Origin of the sequence: Martinezella lusitana, assembly GCF_900094565.1 — a bacterium.
Taxonomy (GTDB): domain Bacteria; phylum Pseudomonadota; class Alphaproteobacteria; order Rhizobiales; family Rhizobiaceae; genus Rhizobium; species Rhizobium lusitanum.
Window position 1 is genome coordinate 35,970 of the sequence record NZ_FMAF01000017.1, and the last position, 16,898, is coordinate 52,867.

Below are 16,898 nucleotides of genomic sequence, written 5' to 3' on the forward strand. Positions count from 1 at the left end.
GGGCATGTCTGACCGAAGACCGCGTCGCGATGCTCGGCTCGATCGGCATCCGCAACGGCCGGATCGTTTTCTTCCCCTGTGCGCGGAAGCGCCCATTCCTCGCGGTGACCAAGAAAGCCTCTCCTTTGGCCGTCCTTCACTGCGTTGCGGCCCTTCAGGTGCAGGCCGATCGCCTTCGGTCTTGTCGACAGCCATCGAGATCGCGGTGGGCGCGATCCGAACAACCGAAAAGGAATACGACAATGGCAACCATCGGCTCTTTCACCGCTTCCGGCAACGGCTTCAACGGCACCATCAAGACCCTCAACCTCAACGTCAAGGCAACCATCCGTGCAGTCGAGCGCGCCACCGAAAAGGGTCCCGACTTCCGCATCCTCGCCGGCAATGTCGAGTTCGGCGCAGCCTGGAAGAAGACCTCGAACGAAGGCCGCGACTACCTCTCGGTCAAGCTCGACGACCCGAGCCTCCCGGCCCCGATCTACGCAACCCTGATCGAGGTCGAAGGCGAGGAAGGCTTCTCGCTCATCTGGTCCCGGCCGAACCGGGACTGATAGCAACGACGGCCCCGCCGAAAGGCGGGGCTCTCCCTTTTGGGGATCACTTGTTCAGTGCATCCTTGAGCGCCTTGGCAGGCGCAAAGGTCAGCTTCTTCGAAGCCGCTATTTTCACGGTCGCGCCAGTCGAAGGATTACGACCTTCGCGCTCCGGCGATGCCTTCACCTTGAATTTTCCGAAGCCCGGGATGGAGGTTTCAGCGTCGGAGCCGGCAGCGTCTGCGATCGCCTTGAACACGGCTTCGACGATGCCTTTGGCCTGCACCTTCGTCAGGCTGTTGTCTGCTGCGATCTTGTCGGCAATTTCATTGGTGGTGGTCATGGAAGTCCCTCGCTTCATTTATGAAGATGGAATCCCTCTCAGCTTGCGATGAGTTTGTCATTGACGCGCTGCGATGACAAATGCCGGATAGTCCGGATTTCCACAGGTGGTTTCGGTCTATAACCCCTTTTTCGCCTTTCGCGTAGGAGTTCGAGGAACAGACCGATGGCCTGTTTCTCTTCATTGAAGATGTGAACCTTCTGCTGGCCGTGTGTGCCAATCCTTCCCCAGCGACGCACCAGCGACACTTCCCCGAACAGTGTCGGCTGGACTGCGAGTACGCAGAACCGTGCCATGTTCTTCTCAGGCTCGATACGCTCGACATAGAGGTGGTAGGGCTGAACGATCATGACAGCAGAATCGCGCGTTTGGATTCCGCCGTCCAATGAGAGTTTTGAATCGGATAGGTATCATCGATTCACAACAGTGATCCGTCCGTGCTCGGATCATTCACACTAACCCCGGCGCGATCCTTGCCACTTCTGGGCCAGCCTTTCGCCGATGAGGATACCACCGACCGAACGCCGATCGCGGGCAGCTGCTTCCGGCACATGGCCCTACCGTGGCTGCTGTCTCGCACGGTCTCCGGTGCGGGGCAAATTCTCACTTGATCTCGTCGGGATCGCAGATCGCGAACATCAGGATTTGCGAGAGGCCAAAAGGCCGGCAAGCGTTGCGACGGCGATAATGGCGCCCGCCTGTATCAGGATCCACAGCTCCGGCCCGTAAACAATGCACCACAATGCTGCCAGGCAAAACACCAACGCACTGAAGATCAAGCACGTGACCTTGAAGGAAAGCCCCTTTCCTCTCTGCGACAGTAAAATGTAAAGCGCCACGGCGATTGCAACCAATCCGGCGAATGTAAAAAGCAATTCCATGAGCGTCGATACCTCGCGATATTTCGATGTGATGAGAGCTGGCACTTTCTTCCGAAATGACAAACCGTCATGGCTTTATTCCGAGTGATCTGGCACGTAGAGCGTCTTACGCTGGCGGACCCGTTGCGCTCCGCTCGATCAGCGGGCTTCAGACGTCTTACCGACCTTGTGAAATCTGTTCTGCCCGACACAGGCCTTCATGTCCTCGCGCCGGAACCAGATAGCGCGACCGCAGCGCAGCGGAGCATTGCCAGCCGTAAAGACGATCTGCTCATCGCCACGCATGCGCATCACCTCATGCGGCAGGATCAGCGGACGGCGCGTGAGTTGCTTTGACCGCGAGCGCGATGATCCTTTCATTCCGGAAGAGCGGTTTGTCTGGTCGACCTCGACCGTTGTGTCACCGCAGCGCTTCGAAATGTACTCGGCCGTTTCCGGGTCGTTGATCGCAGCAAACGAGATCCATGACGCGGATTCGAACCATTTGGAGCTGGCGTCACGGCCACCATAGGCCTCACGCATCTGACCGATCGACTGGAAGATCAGCGCCAGGCTGATCCCATACTTGCGTCCTGCGTCACGGGCCGTTTCGAGGATGCGCAGATAGCCGAGACGCGCCACCTCATCGAGCAGGAACAGCGTTCGCCCAGCAACCTCGCCATTGCGATTATAGATCGCGTTGAGGAAGGAGCCGATCACCACCCGCGCCAGTCCCGGATGCGCTTCCAGCACCTTCAGGTCGAGAGCGATGAAGATGTCCGTGACGCCGGTTGCCAGTTCGTCGGTCGAGAAACTGTCGCCTGAGACGAGGGCGGCATAGTTCGTGTAGGAAAGCCAGTGCGTCTCTTTCACCGCATTGGCGTAAACGCCGCTGAATGTCTCAGGCGTCATGTTGACGAAGACGGCAACGTTCTCGCGCACGAAGGTGGATTCCGACTGCTCGTAGATCCGTGTCAGCCGCTCGCGAAGTTTTGGCTCAGGCTCAGAGAGATTGGCCCGGACACGGCGCAGCGTCTGATCCTTTGCGTCCGTATGCCCCGACAGGCAAACGTCGGCGATCAGCGCGGTCAGCAACTGCATGGCGGAAGCCCGGAAGAAGTCGTCGCGCGCCGACGCGGCGCGAGCGTTGTCGGTCATGATCCATGTCGCGACCGCGACGATGTCCTCCTCTTTCGTGGCGCCGAAGCGGCCGATCCAGTCGAGCGCGTTGAAGCCGATGGCGGGGTTTGTGGGGTCGAGCACGATGACCTTGCGGCCGGCCATTCGTCGATGCCCCACAACCATCGGCGCGACCTCGCTGGACGGATCGAGCACGACGAGCCCGCCGCCCCATTTGAGCGCGGTTGGAATTGTCACCGACGTCGTCTTGAAGCCACCGGAGCCGGCAAAGACGATGCCGTGCGATGAGCCGAACGAACCATCGAAGCACAGAAGCGGAGATTTGCCGCCCGCGCCCCATGTGTGCTTCGCATCGGCGCTAAACGATATCGCCGACACACTGTCGCGGTCGACGCGGTAGCGCTCGCCGATGACGATGCCGCCGGCGCCGGAGAAGAGTTTCCCGGCCTCCTGCATGCTCATCCAGTCGGCATCACCATGCACGGCCCGCTTGCCGCCGATCCGCGTTGGCCGTCCTCGAGCAAACGCGGCATTGCCTTTGATCGCAACGCGCGCCGCAAACACCCCGCCAATCAATGCAGCGCTTGTGCCGACCCCTGTCGCGGGATCGGCATAGGCGAGAACCGATCTCCCCGCCGGCACGCTGCTGGCGATGCCGGCAAGTCGGATTGCTTCCCCGGCGACTGCGCTGATGATGACCGCGCCGTTTCCGGCAAGCACACTCAGCGCGGCAGCCTTGATATTTACCGATCCGTTCGAGGCGAACAGCACGATCACGCCGATTGCGGCGGCGGCGATGTAGGGCAGGGCGAGACCGGCCCGCCCGAGGAAAAGCTTTGCCTGCGGGCTGGTCCCCAATGCCGCCAGCCGGTGCTCCAAGCCTGTTGTCCCAACCATTGCGGCTAACATGATGACCGCCGGAAGGATCCCGAGAAGCAGTCTATTCGCTGTCATCGCCAAACGCCTCCGCGCCGAGAGCCGTCAGGCGCAAGCGCTCGGCCTCATTGCCTTTAATCCGCTTTCGGGCCTCGATCAGCAGGCCGAGGAGCAGTGCTCGCTTCTCGTAGCGCAAGCCCGCCTTCACGATCAGGCCACCGAGCTCGATCTTCTCGCGAGTGTCCTTCCTGCGCGCTTCCGTCGACATTCCCTTCGCCATCCGCTCAAGCCTCACCAGGCCCGCCCGCACCCGAGCCAGACGCGAGCGTCGAGGTGGTCTCGCTACCGATCCTGCCGCCGCTGGGTTTTTTTCTCGGCGTTGCCGCCGCACTACCTCCGCGAAACTGTCCTGCAATCTCTTCGAATGCCGCCTGAAGCTCTGCCTCCTCGATCTCGATCTCACCAATACCGGCCTTCAGCGCAATCCGGCCGATGCGTTCAGCCTCGCGCGTCTCGGCGGCTCTCAACTGATCCAGCAATCTGGCGATTTCTTCCCTGATCTTGGATGATGGCTTCTTCATTCCGGACGATCTCCTTGAGGTCCTTGGCGTTGCTGTTGCGACGCCAAACTCTCCCGGATGAGCCTGAATTGAAATCTGCAGATCTGCAGATCGCCAACGGCGATGCTTTTGTGGATGATCCCGCCGTTCCGAAGGAGCGGTTCCAAGGGCGCAATTATACGTCGCTGATGCGACGCGTGCTCAGAGGCCTCAGATGGCCCGCCGCTCCCAACGAACAAGGTTCATATCGGGGAGTTTCACCGCTGTGGCCATCGCCCACTTCTCAGTTAGCATCGTCAGCCGCGGCGACGGCCGCAGCGCGGTGCTGTCGGCGGCTTACCGGCACTGCGCCCGAATGGACTACGAGCGTGAGGCTCGCACAATCGATTACACCCGGAAGGAGGGCTTGCTGCACGAGGAGTTCGTGCTTCCTGCGAATGCGCCGCAATGGGCACGGAAGCTGATCGCCGACCGTTCGGTGTCCGGAGCTTCGGAGGCGTTCTGGAACAGGGTCGAGGCCTTCGAGAAACGGATAGATGCCCAGCTTGCCAAGGACGTAACCATTGCTCTGCCACTTGAACTCACGCCCAAGCAGAACGTCGCGCTCGTCCGGGACTTCGTGGAAAAGCACATCCTGTCGAAAGGCATGGTGGCCGACTGGGTCTACCACGACAATCCAGGCAATCCGCACATCCATCTGATGACGACGCTGCGGCCGCTGGCCGAGGCCGGCTTTGGGCCAAAGAAGGTTGCGGTCATCGGCGAGGACGGGCAGCCGCTTCGAAACGCCGCCGGCAAAATCGTCTACGAACTATGGGCTGGCGACAACAAGGACTTCAATGCGTTTCGCGACGCCTGGTTCGAACGTCAGAACCATCATCTGGCGCTGAATGGGGTCGCGCTGCACGTCGACGGCCGGTCCTATGAGAAGCAGGGTATCGAGCTCCGGCCGACCATCCATCTCGGCGTTGGCGCCAAGGCGATCGAGCGGAAAGCGATGGTGGAAGGGGAGCGGCCTTCGCTTGAGCGGCTCGACCTGCAGGAGGCACGCAAGGCCGACAACCTGCGGCGCATTCAGGCGCGCCCGGAGATCGTGGTCGATCTCGTCTCTCGTGAGAAGAGCGTCTTCGATGAACGCGACGTGGCCAAGGTGCTGCATCGCTATATCGATGATCCCGGCACTTTCCAGCAGCTTCTAGCACGTATTCTGCAGAGCCTAGAAATCCTGCGTCTGCAGCGGGACACGATCGAGTTCGCGACCGGCCAGAGGCTGCCGGCGCGATACACGACGCGAGAGCTGATCCGGCTGGAAGCGGAGATGGCACGGCGCTCGCTCTGGCTCTCCGAGCGGAAAACACATGGTGTATCTGAGTCGGTGCTGGAAGCGACGTTCGGGCGCCATGCCCGCCTGTCAACTGAACAGCGAGTAGCGATCGAACATGTCGCAGGTCCGGCGCGCATCGCCGCTGTCGTCGGTCGGGCCGGTGCGGGCAAGACCACGATGATGAAGGCAGCCCGTGAGGCTTGGGAACTTGCCGGATACCGTGTCGTCGGTGGCGCGCTTGCCGGCAAGGCGGCAGAGGGTCTGGAAAAGGAAGCAGGGATCCAAAGCCGCACGCTCGCGTCATGGGAGCTGCGCTGGAAAAAGGGACGCGACGCACTCGATGCCCGGACGGTATTTGTCATGGACGAGGCCGGCATGCTGGCGTCCAGGCAGATGGCCGGCTTTGTCGAAGCGGTCGTCAAGTCCGGTGCCAAGCTCATACTTGTCGGCGATCCCGAGCAGCTCCAGCCGATCGAAGCGGGCGCCGCGTTTCGCGCCATCGCGGACCGTGTTGGCTACGCCGAACTCGAAACCATCTATCGCCAGCGAGAGGACTGGATGCGAAAGGCGTCGCTCGATCTGGCACGCGGCCGCGTTGGCGAAGCGCTCGCCGCCTATCGTTCCGAGGGCAGGGTGGTTGGCGCGGAGCTGAAAGCTCAGGCTGTGGAACACCTCATCGCCGACTGGAACCGTGACTACGATCCGGCAAAGTCCATACTGATGCTGGCGCATCTCCGACGCGACGTCCGAATGCTCAACGTGATGGCGCGCGAGAAGCTGGTCGAGCGAGGCATTCTCAGTGAGGGGCATTCCTTCAGGACTGCCGACGGTATCCGCCATTTCGACGCTGGCGACCAGATCGTCTTCCTCAAGAACGAAGGTTCGCTCGGCGTTAAGAACGGTATGATCGGCCGTGTCGTCGAGGCAGCGCCGAACCGCATTTCTGTCGTGATCGGCGAGGGCGATCAGCGTCGCCAGGTGTCGGTCGAGCAGCGCTTCTACAACAACCTCGATTATGGCTATGCGACCACGGTCCACAAAAGCCAGGGCGCCACCGTCGACAGGGTGAAGGTACTCGCGTCCCTCTCGCTGGATCGCCATCTGACCTATGTCGCGATGACCCGCCATCGCGAGGACTTGGCACTCTATTATGGCCGTCGTTCCTTTGCCAAGGCAGGCGGTCTGAAAGAGATCCTGTCGCGCAGGAATGCCAAGGAGACCACGCTCGACTACGAGCGCGGCGAGCTTTATCGCCCGGCGCTCGCCTTTGCGGAGAACCGCGGCCTGCAAATCGTCCAGGTCGCTCGAACCCTGCTGCGTGATCGGCTCGACTGGACGCTGCGCCAGGGCTCGAAACTTGCTGATCTTGCTGTTCGCCTTCGAGCAGCGGGGACACGTCTCGGCTTGACGCAAACCCTAAAAACTCAAACGACAAAGGAGATCCGCCCGATGGTGTCAGGCGTAAAACTGTTCCCAGTACCGTTGAGCGATGCCGTCGATCGGAAGGTTGCGGACGATCCCGCCGTGAAGAAGCAATGGGACGAGGTCTCGACACGTTTTCGCTATGTGTTCGCCGATCCGGAGCCCGCCTTCCGTACCATGAATTTCGACGCGGTCCTTGCCGACAGCCAAGTTGCGTCGCAGACGCTGAACAAGCTTGCCGCGGATCCGTCGTCGATCGGCCCGCTCAAGGGCAAGACCGGGGTTCTCTCCAGCAAGTCTGACCGCGAGGCCCGCCGCGTCGCCGAGGTCAACGTGCCCGCGCTGAAGCGCGACGTCGAAACCTACCTTCGCATCCGCGAGGTCGCCGTGCAGCGGCTCGAGAGTGAGGAGAAGGCGCAACGCCAGCGCGTCTCGATCGACATCCCGGCGCTGTCGCCGGCAGCGCTAAGCGTGCTGGAACGAGTGCGCGACGCGATCGACCGCCACGATCTTCCCGCCGCGATGGCATACGCGCTCAGCATACGCGAAACCAAGGCCGAAATCGACGGCCTCAACAAGGCGGTATCCGAACGGTTCGGTGAGCGGACCCTGCTGACCAACGCCGCGCGCAATCCGCAAGGTCAGCTGTTCGACAGGCTCTCAGAGGGGCTGGCACCTGAGGAGAAGGAGCGGCTGAAAGAAGCCTGGCCGGTGATGCGCACAGTTCAGCAGCTATCGGCCCATGAGCGCGCAGTGGCAACGCTGAAGCAGACCGAGGACCTGAAGCTCGCTCAGCGTCAGGCGCCGGTGATGAAGCAATGAGCAGGCGAGGGGTGATTGTGTTCGTCACTGCCAGTGCGAGCGTCATGGTGGCTCTCGCAGGGATCGCGTTTGTAGGCGGCGTCAGGCTGAACCTGACGCCGAGCGAACCACTTGGTCTCTGGCGCATCGAGCCTTTTGGTCGAGACCCCCTCGTTGGCAACCTTGTGTTCATCTGCCCTCCGCCCACGCCGCAGTTTGAGGAGGCCTGGCAGCGCGGTTATCTCCGACGTGGGCTATGCCCCGGCGGCTTTGCTCCCCTCATCAAGACCGTCGTGGCGCTTCCCGGCCAGCATGTGGAGGTCGGCTCCAATGTGGTCATTGATCGGCTTCCTCTGCCCAACTCCGCTGTTCGTTCAAGCGACGGTGCGGGTCGTCCGCTCCTCCATTTTGCTGGTGGCATCGTGCCGTCGGGTCACCTGTTTCTCCACTCTTGCTTTGCGAGCTCCTATGATTCCCGATATTTTGGCCCTATCTCGATCAGCGGCCTCCGCGGCCTCGCCAAGCCGATCCTCACCTTCGATCCCTGACCGTTTGCACGGACCGATCCTGATCGCGCTGTCGATCGCGGTGGGTACCGTCGGCTGGAGCGGAAACATGCTGGCCCTTCCGGTCGCCATGTTTTTTCCATTGCTCTGGGCGAAATCGCCGACGCGTGTCGTCGCTGCTGTAGTCTCGGGTGGGTATTTTCTGGCGGCCTCGCGTGGGCTGCCGCAGGGCGTTGCAAATTTCTATGCGTCCGATCTGTGGCCGGGGCTCTTGCTCTGGATCGTCGCCTCGCTTGCCTTTGTGGTCGTCCACACGACGCTCTGGACAGATCGTCCGGGCAAGGGAAGGGCGCTGCGCTATGTGGCGGCTGCCGTCCTGATGGCAGTTCCTCCTTTCGGTATAGCAGGCTGGGCGCATCCGATTACTGCCGCTGGCGTGCTGTTTCCGGGATGGGGGTGGTTCGGCCTCGGCGCGACCGCGATTCTATTGGTCATCATGACCGGTCGAAGGTGGCAAATCGCGGTCGCAGTCCTGGGGGGACTTTACGTCTGGTCCGCCACGACCTGGACGCCATCCAACGTACCAAACGCTTGGGCGGGGGTCGATCTTGAGCTCGGGAAAAACCTCGGCCGTGACGCATCTCTCGAGCATCACCGTGGCCTCATCGCAACGGTCAGACAGGTCGCAGACAATGGCGCGCGCGTCGTCGTGCTTCCCGAAGGCGCCCTTGGCTTCTGGACACCGACTGTCGAGCGGTACTGGCAGGGAGAGCTGGCGGACAGCCGCGTCATCGTGATCGCCGGCGCTACAGTCATCGAGCGCGCCGGCTACGACAATGTCTTGGTGGCGATCTCCAGCGAAGGGGCACGCATCCTTTATCACGAGCGGATGCCCGTCCCCGCGTCGATGTGGCAGCCGTGGCTTGCCTGGAGTGGACGGGGTGGCGGCGCCCGGGCTGGCTTTTTCACCAACCCCGTCGTCGAGCTCGGTGGCCAGAGGATCGCGCCGCTGATCTGCTACGAGCAGCTCATCGTCTGGCCTGTGCTGCAGTCGATGCTGCACAGGCCAGAGATTATTGTCGCTGCCGGCAACGGCTGGTGGACATCCGGCACATCGATCATCGCGATCCAGAACGCCAGCACCACCGCCTGGGCCCGGCTGTTCGACTTGCCCCTCGTCACCGCCTTCAACTCCCAAGCAGAGGAATAGCAACTATGGTCGATGCCGCTCTTATCCGGCAATGCGCCGATCCGACCTTGAAACCTGCCATCGTCGAAAAGTTCATCGCGCAGGCCGGGTCGCCCGGTCCGCTCTCCGTCTCGGTTCGCTCCGGAAACAGCGTTATTCTGGTACCGCAGGCAAAAACGCCCGAGGAGGCGATGGCACTGATTGGGCAGTATGTCGGACAGGCCGTTGTCCGCGTGGGGATCACGCAGTATCCGGCCGGTCTCGGGATCAAGGATGTCTCGCAGCTGAAACCGGACCTGGTCGATTCTTGCCAAAACATTAGCATGGGCACGGCGCTGTTCGGAAAGGTCTACCGTATCGTCACGACATGGTACGGCAACGCCGTCGACGAGGCGTTTGAGGACGCCATCATCTCCTGGCGGAGCGGCTATTTCGAGGGAAAGGCGGTGTTTACTGCGGCCGATCCTGGCGAGGTAAAACTCGCGGAGCCGAAGGAAGGCGACCCTGTCATCGAGCCGGATGCAAACGCAAGTGCAAAGCCGCAGGACCAAGATGGCCAGGATGGTCCGAAGGCCGACGGTGCAAGCGATCCCAACAGAGCAGGGATGCGCATCGATCTCTCCGGGATCGGCGGCTCGAGATAAGCCGATTTCCGCCGCGTCACAAATGAAACGTTGATGATTCAACGCCGAATACGCCCACACCAAGCGGGATGGCAGATCGCCCGATATGCGGAGACAGTAAACGCGTCGCGCTTCTCGAAAGGAAACCAATGGAAAATCGACAACCGTCGCCATTGTCATGGTCGCTGGCGATATTGCGAAGGGTAGGCAGCAGAGCGGATTTGAATGTCGCTATCGCTGATATTCGAGAGCGATACCATTTTGCTCATCTGGTCTTTTTGGTGGTCCGGCCAGCAAATCGGGCAGACGCCTATCCCTTCTATTGCACGACATATCCAGAGGAATGGACATCCCTTTATCTTCGAAAAAACTATTTCGAGATCGACCCTGTCATCGAACTCAGCCGCAATGGCTTCCTGCCCGTCGATTGGTCAAGCCTCGATCAGAGATCCCCTGGGACGCGCTACTTTTTCAAGGAGGCGGCGTCATTCGACATTGGCCGGCACGGTCTGACAGTCCCGATCAGAGGCCCGGGCGGCGAACGCAGTCTGTTTTCGGTGACGTCGAACCTGCCGAGCCCTGAGTGGCGGAAACTACGCATATCGAGGAACCACGACCTGCAGATTCTATCCCATTATCTGCACGAGAAAGTGCTGTCCGTGTCGGGCCTACGCCAAAGTGGTGGCTACCGGAAACTATCCCGGCGAGAACAGGAATGTCTTCAACTCCTGGCGCGGGGCCTCGTTTCGAAGCGCATCGCCGCGAGACTGCAAATTTCGGAGAATGCCGTGCGCCTCTACCTCACGTTAGCCAAACGCAAACTCGATGCCAGGACGATGTATCAGGCTATCGCAAGGGCAAGCTTCCTTGAAATAATCGAGACCTGACACCGCGCAAATACGCCTTTTCGGCGTTTTGACGACGTCTTTGAGCAAGTCAAAGTTGCGAGTCAATCTCTCGATATCGGTAGATTGCATCGAGTCTCCCGGGCAATCAACTCTACGCAATCACGGTTAGTCGCGAAAAACGCCCTTGGCAGGGACGATCGGCGGAGCTGTGAGCCCTGATCCGAAAATCGGATCAAGGCGGCACCTGTCGTTTGGCTCGAAACGAGGATCGCACCATGGTGGACAGCAAGACAATAGATGCCTGGCGGAAGGCTCCGCGCCTCAATTCGTTTGCAACCTTCTTTGAGCAAACGGCCAGCGGACTGGGAGGGGCGCCCGATCTGGACAGGCCCGAACCTGAGATGGGTCTTCTGTCGTTCGATCTCGCTTGCATGACATTCTGGGATACGCACCGACGTTTGTGGGGACATTTCGATAGCCACTATTTTGCAAGCATTCCCTATCGGTTGGAGGAGGAGTGTCGCCTGGGCGCCGCTATCTTCTCGTTTGCGCAGAAGACGTGGGCGCGCCACGGACGCCCTGCGACGATCTACACCCTGGGGGCGGGCGCCGGCACCCTTGCGAGGACACTGGCAAAGCTGGGTGACGGGCGCCTGAGAACTCTCAATTGCAGTCCCACGGACGGCAACCGTATCTCCTTTTTCGCCCGGAGAGGCAGCGACAACGCGCAGTTTTACCACGGGCCATTCTTCGAACTGGACGATGAGCGGTACGCGACGGATGAAGCCCTTCAGCCTTTTCGGGACGGATATGATGTCCTTCTCGAAGACACTACGTTCCAGATGTACGGGCGTGACAGGGACAATCAAACCGGCTTCATCGCGCCCCGTGTCCGTTCCAACGGCGTATTGGTTCAGGTGCAAAAGCTCGCCCACGGAAACACTGAGGCCTACCTTGAACGAGAGCGCCAAAAGGACGAGGTGTTCAAGTCGAGGTTTTTCACGAAGACGCAGATTGTTGAGAAGAAGCGCGGTGTTCTGGATACGATGTTCGACTTCCAGGTCGATCTGGAGGCATCGCAATCGGCTCTGCGATAATACTTCCGATATGTGGTCGTCACCTGGAATAGCGGGAATTTCTATACGATCGTCTCCTCCAATTCCTTGAATTCGCTGCGAGACTTTATCACTTCGATGGTGAGACCGGCGATACCGTCAGGGTTTTGCTACGAGCAGGTGCCGCACATCCTCGTGAATGATGAGAAAAATCCGATACCGTTAGACTGGGCGTGGCGACCGCCGCAGTCGATCGACAGCGAAACCTGAACGGTCGGTTGATCATGCGAGAATAGCAAAAATGAGCAAAGAGCTGTCGAGTGCCATGAGCGGTCAAAGTGCTGCGGAGGATGTAAGACAGGCGTTGTCTTTTCTGATGCCCGACCTTGCCCGGTTCTGGGCGCTTCCGCTCAAGGACTACGCATCTGCAGTTTACGCAGAAGGCCGCCGCGGCCGATGTTCGATTCGCGATGACGCGATGATCCGGTTGCGGGCGTTTGTCACGCGTATCGCATTGAGGTCAGGGGCCAGTCAGGACGATGCAGAGGATGCAGGCCGGCAAATTTCGGCTTCGCCAGTTATCCAAACCGGCCCACATTGTCATTTGCTGATCGAGCCCGATGCTTTCTACACGCACCTGTTCAGCGCACTCGGTCTCACCGCCCATGCCCATCGTTGGCACATCTGCTACAATTCCTCGACGGTGAAGTTCACAGAGAAGTCGAAAAAAGGCCCCGGATGGCTTTCGCTGGGCGGCGAGGTTGTGAACGTGTTCGGCCTGTCTCGAAGCCGGATGGATCCTTACAGTATCTGTGGCTTCAACGGACCTTATCGGTTCACGCTGACGGAGCGAAATGCCGGCGGAGCCGCCAATCCCGCCGCTGCCCAGCTCAAGGCTATTTTGCCGGACAGTGACTTTCCGTCGGCAGCCGAGGCGATCAGAGCCGCCAATCAGGTCCTATGGCGAAGATCATTTCCGTCGTCTCTACGGCTGCTGCAATTTGACGATATCGATGTTGCCGATCTCGTCGCGGAACATTTTGAGGATCCGACTTCGTGGCTGTCATCTCGCTTTGCCGGCGGTGGCGAGTTCGCGGAAAACATGTTGCGGGCGCTGGACCGGCTGAATAGCGGTCCGTGGGCAGGATGGGTTCGCCAATCAACCGATTTTTTCTGGGGATTGGAGGGCGGCCGGATATTCCCCTTGCGTTTGCAGGACGGCGTTCTTTCAGGCGGATCCCCTTCGTTCCGTGAGGTGGGGTTCGATCCTGAAAGCATCGCGGCCCCGCTGCGCCAGCGCAAATTGGTGCCTAGTCTGCTGCTGACGTTTCTGGTGACGTCGATCCTGCCCGGCATTCGTGTTCTCGGCGGATGTCGGCAGACCGTCTACTATCCCCTCATGCGGTACCTTATCGCAACCGCACTCGATGTCGCAAGGGATCGGGAGCTTCTGGATGCGCTACATGCCGACGAGCAGCCCGGGATGTGGGGACACCGCGTCTTGCGCCAAAAGGACGGGTCTCCGTTCATGGAGATCGAAGAGAGCGGGGTGGCGATGGAGGTGGCTGACAGATATGGCGCCCATTCGCTTAAGGATGCCGCCGGCGACCTTGCGAGTTTCACCAGCGATCCGATTTGGGCGGAACTGTCGGCGCATATCAGGGCTGAAGCAATTCATCCTGCGTCCGCAGAGTGGCAGTGGGCATAATTCTTGCGGCTTTCTGGGGAGCTGCCGCCTGGGAGATTTGGGAAGAAAAAGCCCCTCCATGCGGCAAGTGGTCGATTGGGCTCGAAACTCTCCACGGTCGGAACTCGGTTCACGTTTCTGGAGTCCGTCATGGGAGTAGAGCGAGTATTGATCAGGCGAATTGTTCCTGACGAGATCGACGTTTTCCGGCGCATTCGGCTGGAAGCCCTTCGTTGCGAGCCGGCGTCGTTCGCAAGCAGATTTGAGGATTGGGTCATGCTCCCTGATGAAGCATGGCGTCAAAGGCTGAATGATCCCGTATTTGTCGCGTTCAGCAAAAGCGAGCCCATCGGCATTATGGGATTGTTGCGTTTTCGACCGAGAAAGATGGCCCATCGCGCCACCCTTGTGATGGTTTATCTGCGTGAATGTTTTCGCAGCACCGGTCTTGCCAAAGATCTTCTGGATGCTGTGATCGACTTTGCAAGAGGCGAGGGAGTTTTGCAGCTGGAACTCGCCGTCAACGCCGAAAATCCCGCGGCGTTGCGCTTCTACCGGCGCCATGGATTTATCGAGGTTGGCCGGATCCCCTGTGGGCTGCTGGACGGTGACAGGGAAATCGTGGACGTCATCATGGTGCGGCGACTGAGCGGATGAGCATTTACCGCGCTTCTATCGGGTTTGGAATTTGGTAGCGGCTGTCATCCGCAACCGCCTTGGTTAAAGACTCGGCGATTGGGTACTCGGCCCTGCGTTTGCCGCCGTGGGCGACGAAACGGTGCATGTTGTCAGTTGAAGGGCGATTTCGCGGCGTCCTCACGCGGCGTTCTTGGCACAAAACCGACAGCAAATCCGAACAGGCGGCCGATCTTGTCCAGTGTTTCAAGTGTCGGGTTTGCGGTGCCAGCTTCGATTTCTGCGACTTGCCGCCGCGTAAGACCGAGGGTTTTGGAGAACTCCTCTTGTGTCATCCCAAAGCTCTTGCGGATCTCCACCACTGCGCCCGGCAGACGCAGGGCACCCTGGCGCGCCTGCTCGGCCAGATTCCGACGGTGCTCCAGAATTTCTTCTTTCGTGGGTTTTTTCCAGCGGGCCATTTGATCAGCTCCTTTCTGATGTCACGCGCAGGCCACTGAAACGCTGTCCGCGATCTCAATGCAGCGGCTCATCGCCCGATCGAGAATTTCGAGCGGCGCGCCGATGTCTTCGGCAATTTGCGGCGCCTGCCTCAAGCGTTCGCCAAATTGGCCGAGCGCGGTTATGAGGCGCGCCTGTTCATCCGGATCGGGCATAAGCTCGGCGCAGATCAGTTTCCAATCCGGAAGGTGATCGCGCCCTGCATCGCGCATGGAAGCCCAGCGCGTGGAACGAATAATTCCTTCCTTGGCCAGTCGCATGGGTGCGAAATCGAATAGCGGCGACAGCCGGATCCGCCCCTCGGGAAGCTTGCTCAATGCCGAGTTCCGGCCATGATTGTCGGGATTGCCGAGCGCCAGGTTGGCAATGTCGCGCTTCAGGTATTCGACTATGTCAGCGAACGGATCGGACGAATATCGCTTCAGAACGTCGATATAGATTTCGTGCGATCCGATATGGCCGAAATCGGCAACGCCAATGGCAGAGACCAGGCTTTCCTGCCCAAGGTGTATCGTCTGGCCATTCTTCCCCTTCTGCCGATCGAAACGAGGAATAATCAGCACGCCTTCCGCATACGTTGAGACTTCGCTGACATTCAGGCCGATTTCAACAGCAATACGGGAATACAGTGCTTCGCCTTCGAGAATCAGGCGATCTACTGGCTCGGTGCTACGAACCAGTTTGACGATGACATGACGCATTGCCTCGTCGTCGTCGACGAAGCTGTCAGGGTAGTATAGTCCGTCGCTTGCTTGGGTCATCGACACTTTCGGCCACTCGCCCTGCAGGCCGCTTGAACCGGAGGCAAGCATTCCAAAACGATCGGCGACTTCCATGAAGCGGTCCGAGCGCGCCAGAATATCCGTCTCGGTAACGCCTTGGCGCTGCACGCCTTGCAAACGCTCCGCTTCCGCTTCCGCCGCTTCCCTGATTCGAAGATTGCCTATTCCGCCCGCCGCCGATCGAAGGAGCAGGGGAAGATCGGATGCCCGGGACGCTTCGATGAGACCAAGATGTTCGGCGAGCTTCCGCCGTGCGTGTCCCTGCGGCATCAGGTCCAGAAGGAAGGGAGGCCAATGACGGCCATATCGGTTTTCGAGGTCCACCGGGTACCGGACGGACAGCGCGCGAAAGTCGCAGACCGCCTTGCCTAGCGCGAATTCTTGGGACGCCGCCGCAATGAAATAGTCGAGGTCATAGTCAACGATCGACGCGCCTTGATAGCCAGTATCGTCGTCGCGTATCTCGAGTGTAGCAGCTTGATGCCACTCACCACTAAAATGGATTTGAAGCGTTAATCGCATCGCATGACCCTTTTAATGGTTCAATTAATGCTTCTTTGCGAAGAAATCAACCCAGTAAAATGGATCAATAATCTATTCCGATAGTCACCTTCCAATTCCCGAGGCGACCTTGTGAGCCTTTTGCTGGACTTTATACGGTTTGAAATTGGCATGGGCAAAATGCTGATTAAGGCACTGGCTGAACGCTGATTGAGGTCTGGCCGAACGTCAACTAGCATGCGGGCGAAATGTTAAGTAGAACACCGACAAAACGTTGATTTGCAAGTCGGCGAATACAAATTTCCTTACCAGAGCTGCCATGTGTTTCCAGCTTCATCCGCCATGACGGAAAGAGCGTGAAGTTGTCGCTACAGCCTGTGGTATTTACTTTCCAATAGGGCAGTTTTCATATGCTTCCGCCTGATGGCATCACCGCCTTCCGGTGACTCACGACATCGGCTTCATGAAGCGAACGCCGACGCCACTTCCATTTTCCCGGATGAATTCGATCCCGGCCTCTTGAAAGGCTACAATGATACTCGCGAGATTGTTGCTTATGGGCAGATGTGCCCCACGTTCAAAATCAGCAATAGTTTGGCGAGAGACATTAGCTGCCTTCGCAAGCTCTGCTTGGCTCCAGCCCAACATAGCTCGTGCTCCACGGCATTGCTCCACTGTGAGAAGGTTGTTACTCAAGGCAAACTTTCTGAT

Annotated in this window: 17 protein-coding genes and 1 pseudogene; 9 read left to right on the forward strand and 9 right to left on the reverse strand. The window is 59.5% G+C overall.

Annotated features, from left to right (window positions below; all coding sequences use genetic code 11):
• The first annotated feature begins 242 nt into the window (after nucleotides 1–242).
• The gene (locus GA0061101_RS25800) at nucleotides 243–551 is read left to right on the forward strand and encodes a DUF736 domain-containing protein (RefSeq protein ID WP_037197800.1); all 309 of its coding nucleotides are present in this window, start codon (nucleotides 243–245) and stop codon (nucleotides 549–551) included.
• A gap of 46 nt (nucleotides 552–597) precedes the next feature.
• Here the strand turns inward: GA0061101_RS25800 and GA0061101_RS25805 are convergent, their stop codons facing one another.
• From GA0061101_RS25805 to traC, 6 genes are all read right to left on the reverse strand, one after another.
• A complete protein-coding gene (locus GA0061101_RS25805; protein WP_037197799.1) occupies nucleotides 598–876 on the reverse strand; it encodes an HU family DNA-binding protein in 279 nt (92 codons plus the stop codon).
• 38 nt (nucleotides 877–914) lie between these two features.
• The gene (locus GA0061101_RS25810) at nucleotides 915–1,226 is read right to left on the reverse strand and encodes a WGR domain-containing protein (protein WP_051963648.1); all 312 of its coding nucleotides are present in this window, start codon (nucleotides 1,224–1,226) and stop codon (nucleotides 915–917) included.
• 288 nt (nucleotides 1,227–1,514) lie between these two features.
• Nucleotides 1,515–1,757, reverse strand: a complete 243-nt coding sequence (locus GA0061101_RS25815; RefSeq protein WP_037197798.1) for a hypothetical protein — start codon at nucleotides 1,755–1,757, stop codon at nucleotides 1,515–1,517.
• Between the two features lie 138 nt (nucleotides 1,758–1,895).
• The gene (gene traG / locus GA0061101_RS25820) at nucleotides 1,896–3,830 is read right to left on the reverse strand and encodes a Ti-type conjugative transfer system protein TraG (RefSeq protein ID WP_037197797.1); all 1,935 of its coding nucleotides are present in this window, start codon (nucleotides 3,828–3,830) and stop codon (nucleotides 1,896–1,898) included.
• Nucleotides 3,817–4,032: a type IV conjugative transfer system coupling protein TraD gene (gene traD / locus GA0061101_RS25825; protein WP_037197796.1), complete on the reverse strand. Its 216-nt coding sequence runs from the start codon at nucleotides 4,030–4,032 to the stop codon at nucleotides 3,817–3,819. Before traD ends, traG begins: the two co-directional genes overlap by 14 nt.
• 4 nt (nucleotides 4,033–4,036) lie before the next feature.
• Nucleotides 4,037–4,333 (reverse strand): conjugal transfer protein TraC, encoded by a 297-nt coding sequence (gene traC / locus GA0061101_RS25830; RefSeq protein ID WP_037197794.1) that lies wholly within the window; start codon nucleotides 4,331–4,333, stop codon nucleotides 4,037–4,039.
• A 244-nt stretch (nucleotides 4,334–4,577) separates the two neighbouring features.
• Between traC and traA the strand changes: the two genes are divergently transcribed.
• The 8 genes and pseudogenes from traA (at nucleotide 4,578) to GA0061101_RS25870 (ending at nucleotide 14,424) form a co-directional block, all read left to right on the forward strand.
• Nucleotides 4,578–7,880 carry a Ti-type conjugative transfer relaxase TraA gene (traA, locus tag GA0061101_RS25835; protein ID WP_092575618.1) on the forward strand — a complete coding sequence of 1,101 codons (3,303 nt, stop codon included), beginning with the start codon at nucleotides 4,578–4,580 and terminating at the stop codon, nucleotides 7,878–7,880.
• Complete coding sequence (traF, locus tag GA0061101_RS25840) at nucleotides 7,877–8,407, forward strand: conjugative transfer signal peptidase TraF (RefSeq protein WP_092575621.1); 531 nt, start codon at nucleotides 7,877–7,879, stop codon at nucleotides 8,405–8,407. The genes traA and traF overlap by 4 nt, the downstream gene beginning before the upstream one ends.
• A 16-nt stretch (nucleotides 8,408–8,423) precedes the next feature.
• The gene (locus GA0061101_RS25845; protein WP_037197914.1) at nucleotides 8,424–9,575 is read left to right on the forward strand and encodes a conjugal transfer protein TraB; all 1,152 of its coding nucleotides are present in this window, start codon (nucleotides 8,424–8,426) and stop codon (nucleotides 9,573–9,575) included.
• A 5-nt stretch (nucleotides 9,576–9,580) separates the two neighbouring features.
• Complete coding sequence (locus tag GA0061101_RS25850) at nucleotides 9,581–10,198, forward strand: TraH family protein (protein WP_092575626.1); 618 nt, start codon at nucleotides 9,581–9,583, stop codon at nucleotides 10,196–10,198.
• Between the two features lie 68 nt (nucleotides 10,199–10,266).
• The gene (locus tag GA0061101_RS25855; RefSeq protein WP_245297575.1) at nucleotides 10,267–11,064 is read left to right on the forward strand and encodes a LuxR family transcriptional regulator; all 798 of its coding nucleotides are present in this window, start codon (nucleotides 10,267–10,269) and stop codon (nucleotides 11,062–11,064) included.
• 236 nt (nucleotides 11,065–11,300) lie between these two features.
• A pseudogene (locus tag GA0061101_RS25860) lies at nucleotides 11,301–12,350 on the forward strand (class I SAM-dependent methyltransferase).
• Between the two features lie 31 nt (nucleotides 12,351–12,381).
• Nucleotides 12,382–13,788: a hypothetical protein gene (locus tag GA0061101_RS25865; protein WP_092575629.1), complete on the forward strand. Its 1,407-nt coding sequence runs from the start codon at nucleotides 12,382–12,384 to the stop codon at nucleotides 13,786–13,788.
• A gap of 129 nt (nucleotides 13,789–13,917) precedes the next feature.
• On the forward strand, nucleotides 13,918–14,424 hold the full coding sequence (locus GA0061101_RS25870; RefSeq protein WP_037197909.1) for a GNAT family N-acetyltransferase: 507 nt from the start codon (nucleotides 13,918–13,920) through the stop codon (nucleotides 14,422–14,424).
• A 131-nt stretch (nucleotides 14,425–14,555) separates the two neighbouring features.
• Here the strand turns inward: GA0061101_RS25870 and GA0061101_RS25875 are convergent, their stop codons facing one another.
• From GA0061101_RS25875 to GA0061101_RS25885, 3 genes are all read right to left on the reverse strand, one after another.
• A complete protein-coding gene (locus GA0061101_RS25875) occupies nucleotides 14,556–14,864 on the reverse strand; it encodes a helix-turn-helix transcriptional regulator (RefSeq protein WP_037197787.1) in 309 nt (102 codons plus the stop codon).
• 21 nt (nucleotides 14,865–14,885) lie between these two features.
• Entirely contained in the window at nucleotides 14,886–16,208 is a 1,323-nt protein-coding gene (locus GA0061101_RS25880; protein ID WP_092575632.1) for a type II toxin-antitoxin system HipA family toxin, read from the reverse strand.
• A gap of 426 nt (nucleotides 16,209–16,634) precedes the next feature.
• The gene (locus GA0061101_RS25885; RefSeq protein WP_280951443.1) at nucleotides 16,635–16,862 is read right to left on the reverse strand and encodes a helix-turn-helix transcriptional regulator; all 228 of its coding nucleotides are present in this window, start codon (nucleotides 16,860–16,862) and stop codon (nucleotides 16,635–16,637) included.
• Nucleotides 16,863–16,898: the final 36 nt, after the last annotated feature.

Excerpts from the sequence above, each read along its gene's own strand:
- GA0061101_RS25800 (WP_037197800.1), top strand. The coding sequence starts at position 243 with ATGGCAACCATCGGCTCTTTCACCGCTTCCGGCAACGGCTTCAACGGC.
- GA0061101_RS25805 (WP_037197799.1), bottom strand. The coding sequence starts at position 876 with ATGACCACCACCAATGAAATTGCCGACAAGATCGCAGCAGACAACAGC.
- GA0061101_RS25810 (WP_051963648.1), bottom strand. The coding sequence starts at position 1,226 with ATGATCGTTCAGCCCTACCACCTCTATGTCGAGCGTATCGAGCCTGAG.
- GA0061101_RS25815 (WP_037197798.1), bottom strand. The coding sequence starts at position 1,757 with ATGGAATTGCTTTTTACATTCGCCGGATTGGTTGCAATCGCCGTGGCG.
- traG (WP_037197797.1), bottom strand. The coding sequence starts at position 3,830 with ATGACAGCGAATAGACTGCTTCTCGGGATCCTTCCGGCGGTCATCATG.
- traD (WP_037197796.1), bottom strand. The coding sequence starts at position 4,032 with ATGGCGAAGGGAATGTCGACGGAAGCGCGCAGGAAGGACACTCGCGAG.
- traC (WP_037197794.1), bottom strand. The coding sequence starts at position 4,333 with ATGAAGAAGCCATCATCCAAGATCAGGGAAGAAATCGCCAGATTGCTG.
- traF (WP_092575621.1), top strand. The coding sequence starts at position 7,877 with ATGAGCAGGCGAGGGGTGATTGTGTTCGTCACTGCCAGTGCGAGCGTC.
- GA0061101_RS25850 (WP_092575626.1), top strand. The coding sequence starts at position 9,581 with ATGGTCGATGCCGCTCTTATCCGGCAATGCGCCGATCCGACCTTGAAA.
- GA0061101_RS25855 (WP_245297575.1), top strand. The coding sequence starts at position 10,267 with ATGGCAGATCGCCCGATATGCGGAGACAGTAAACGCGTCGCGCTTCTC.
- GA0061101_RS25865 (WP_092575629.1), top strand. The coding sequence starts at position 12,382 with ATGAGCAAAGAGCTGTCGAGTGCCATGAGCGGTCAAAGTGCTGCGGAG.
- GA0061101_RS25870 (WP_037197909.1), top strand. The coding sequence starts at position 13,918 with ATGGGAGTAGAGCGAGTATTGATCAGGCGAATTGTTCCTGACGAGATC.
- GA0061101_RS25875 (WP_037197787.1), bottom strand. The coding sequence starts at position 14,864 with ATGGCCCGCTGGAAAAAACCCACGAAAGAAGAAATTCTGGAGCACCGT.
- GA0061101_RS25880 (WP_092575632.1), bottom strand. The coding sequence starts at position 16,208 with ATGCGATTAACGCTTCAAATCCATTTTAGTGGTGAGTGGCATCAAGCT.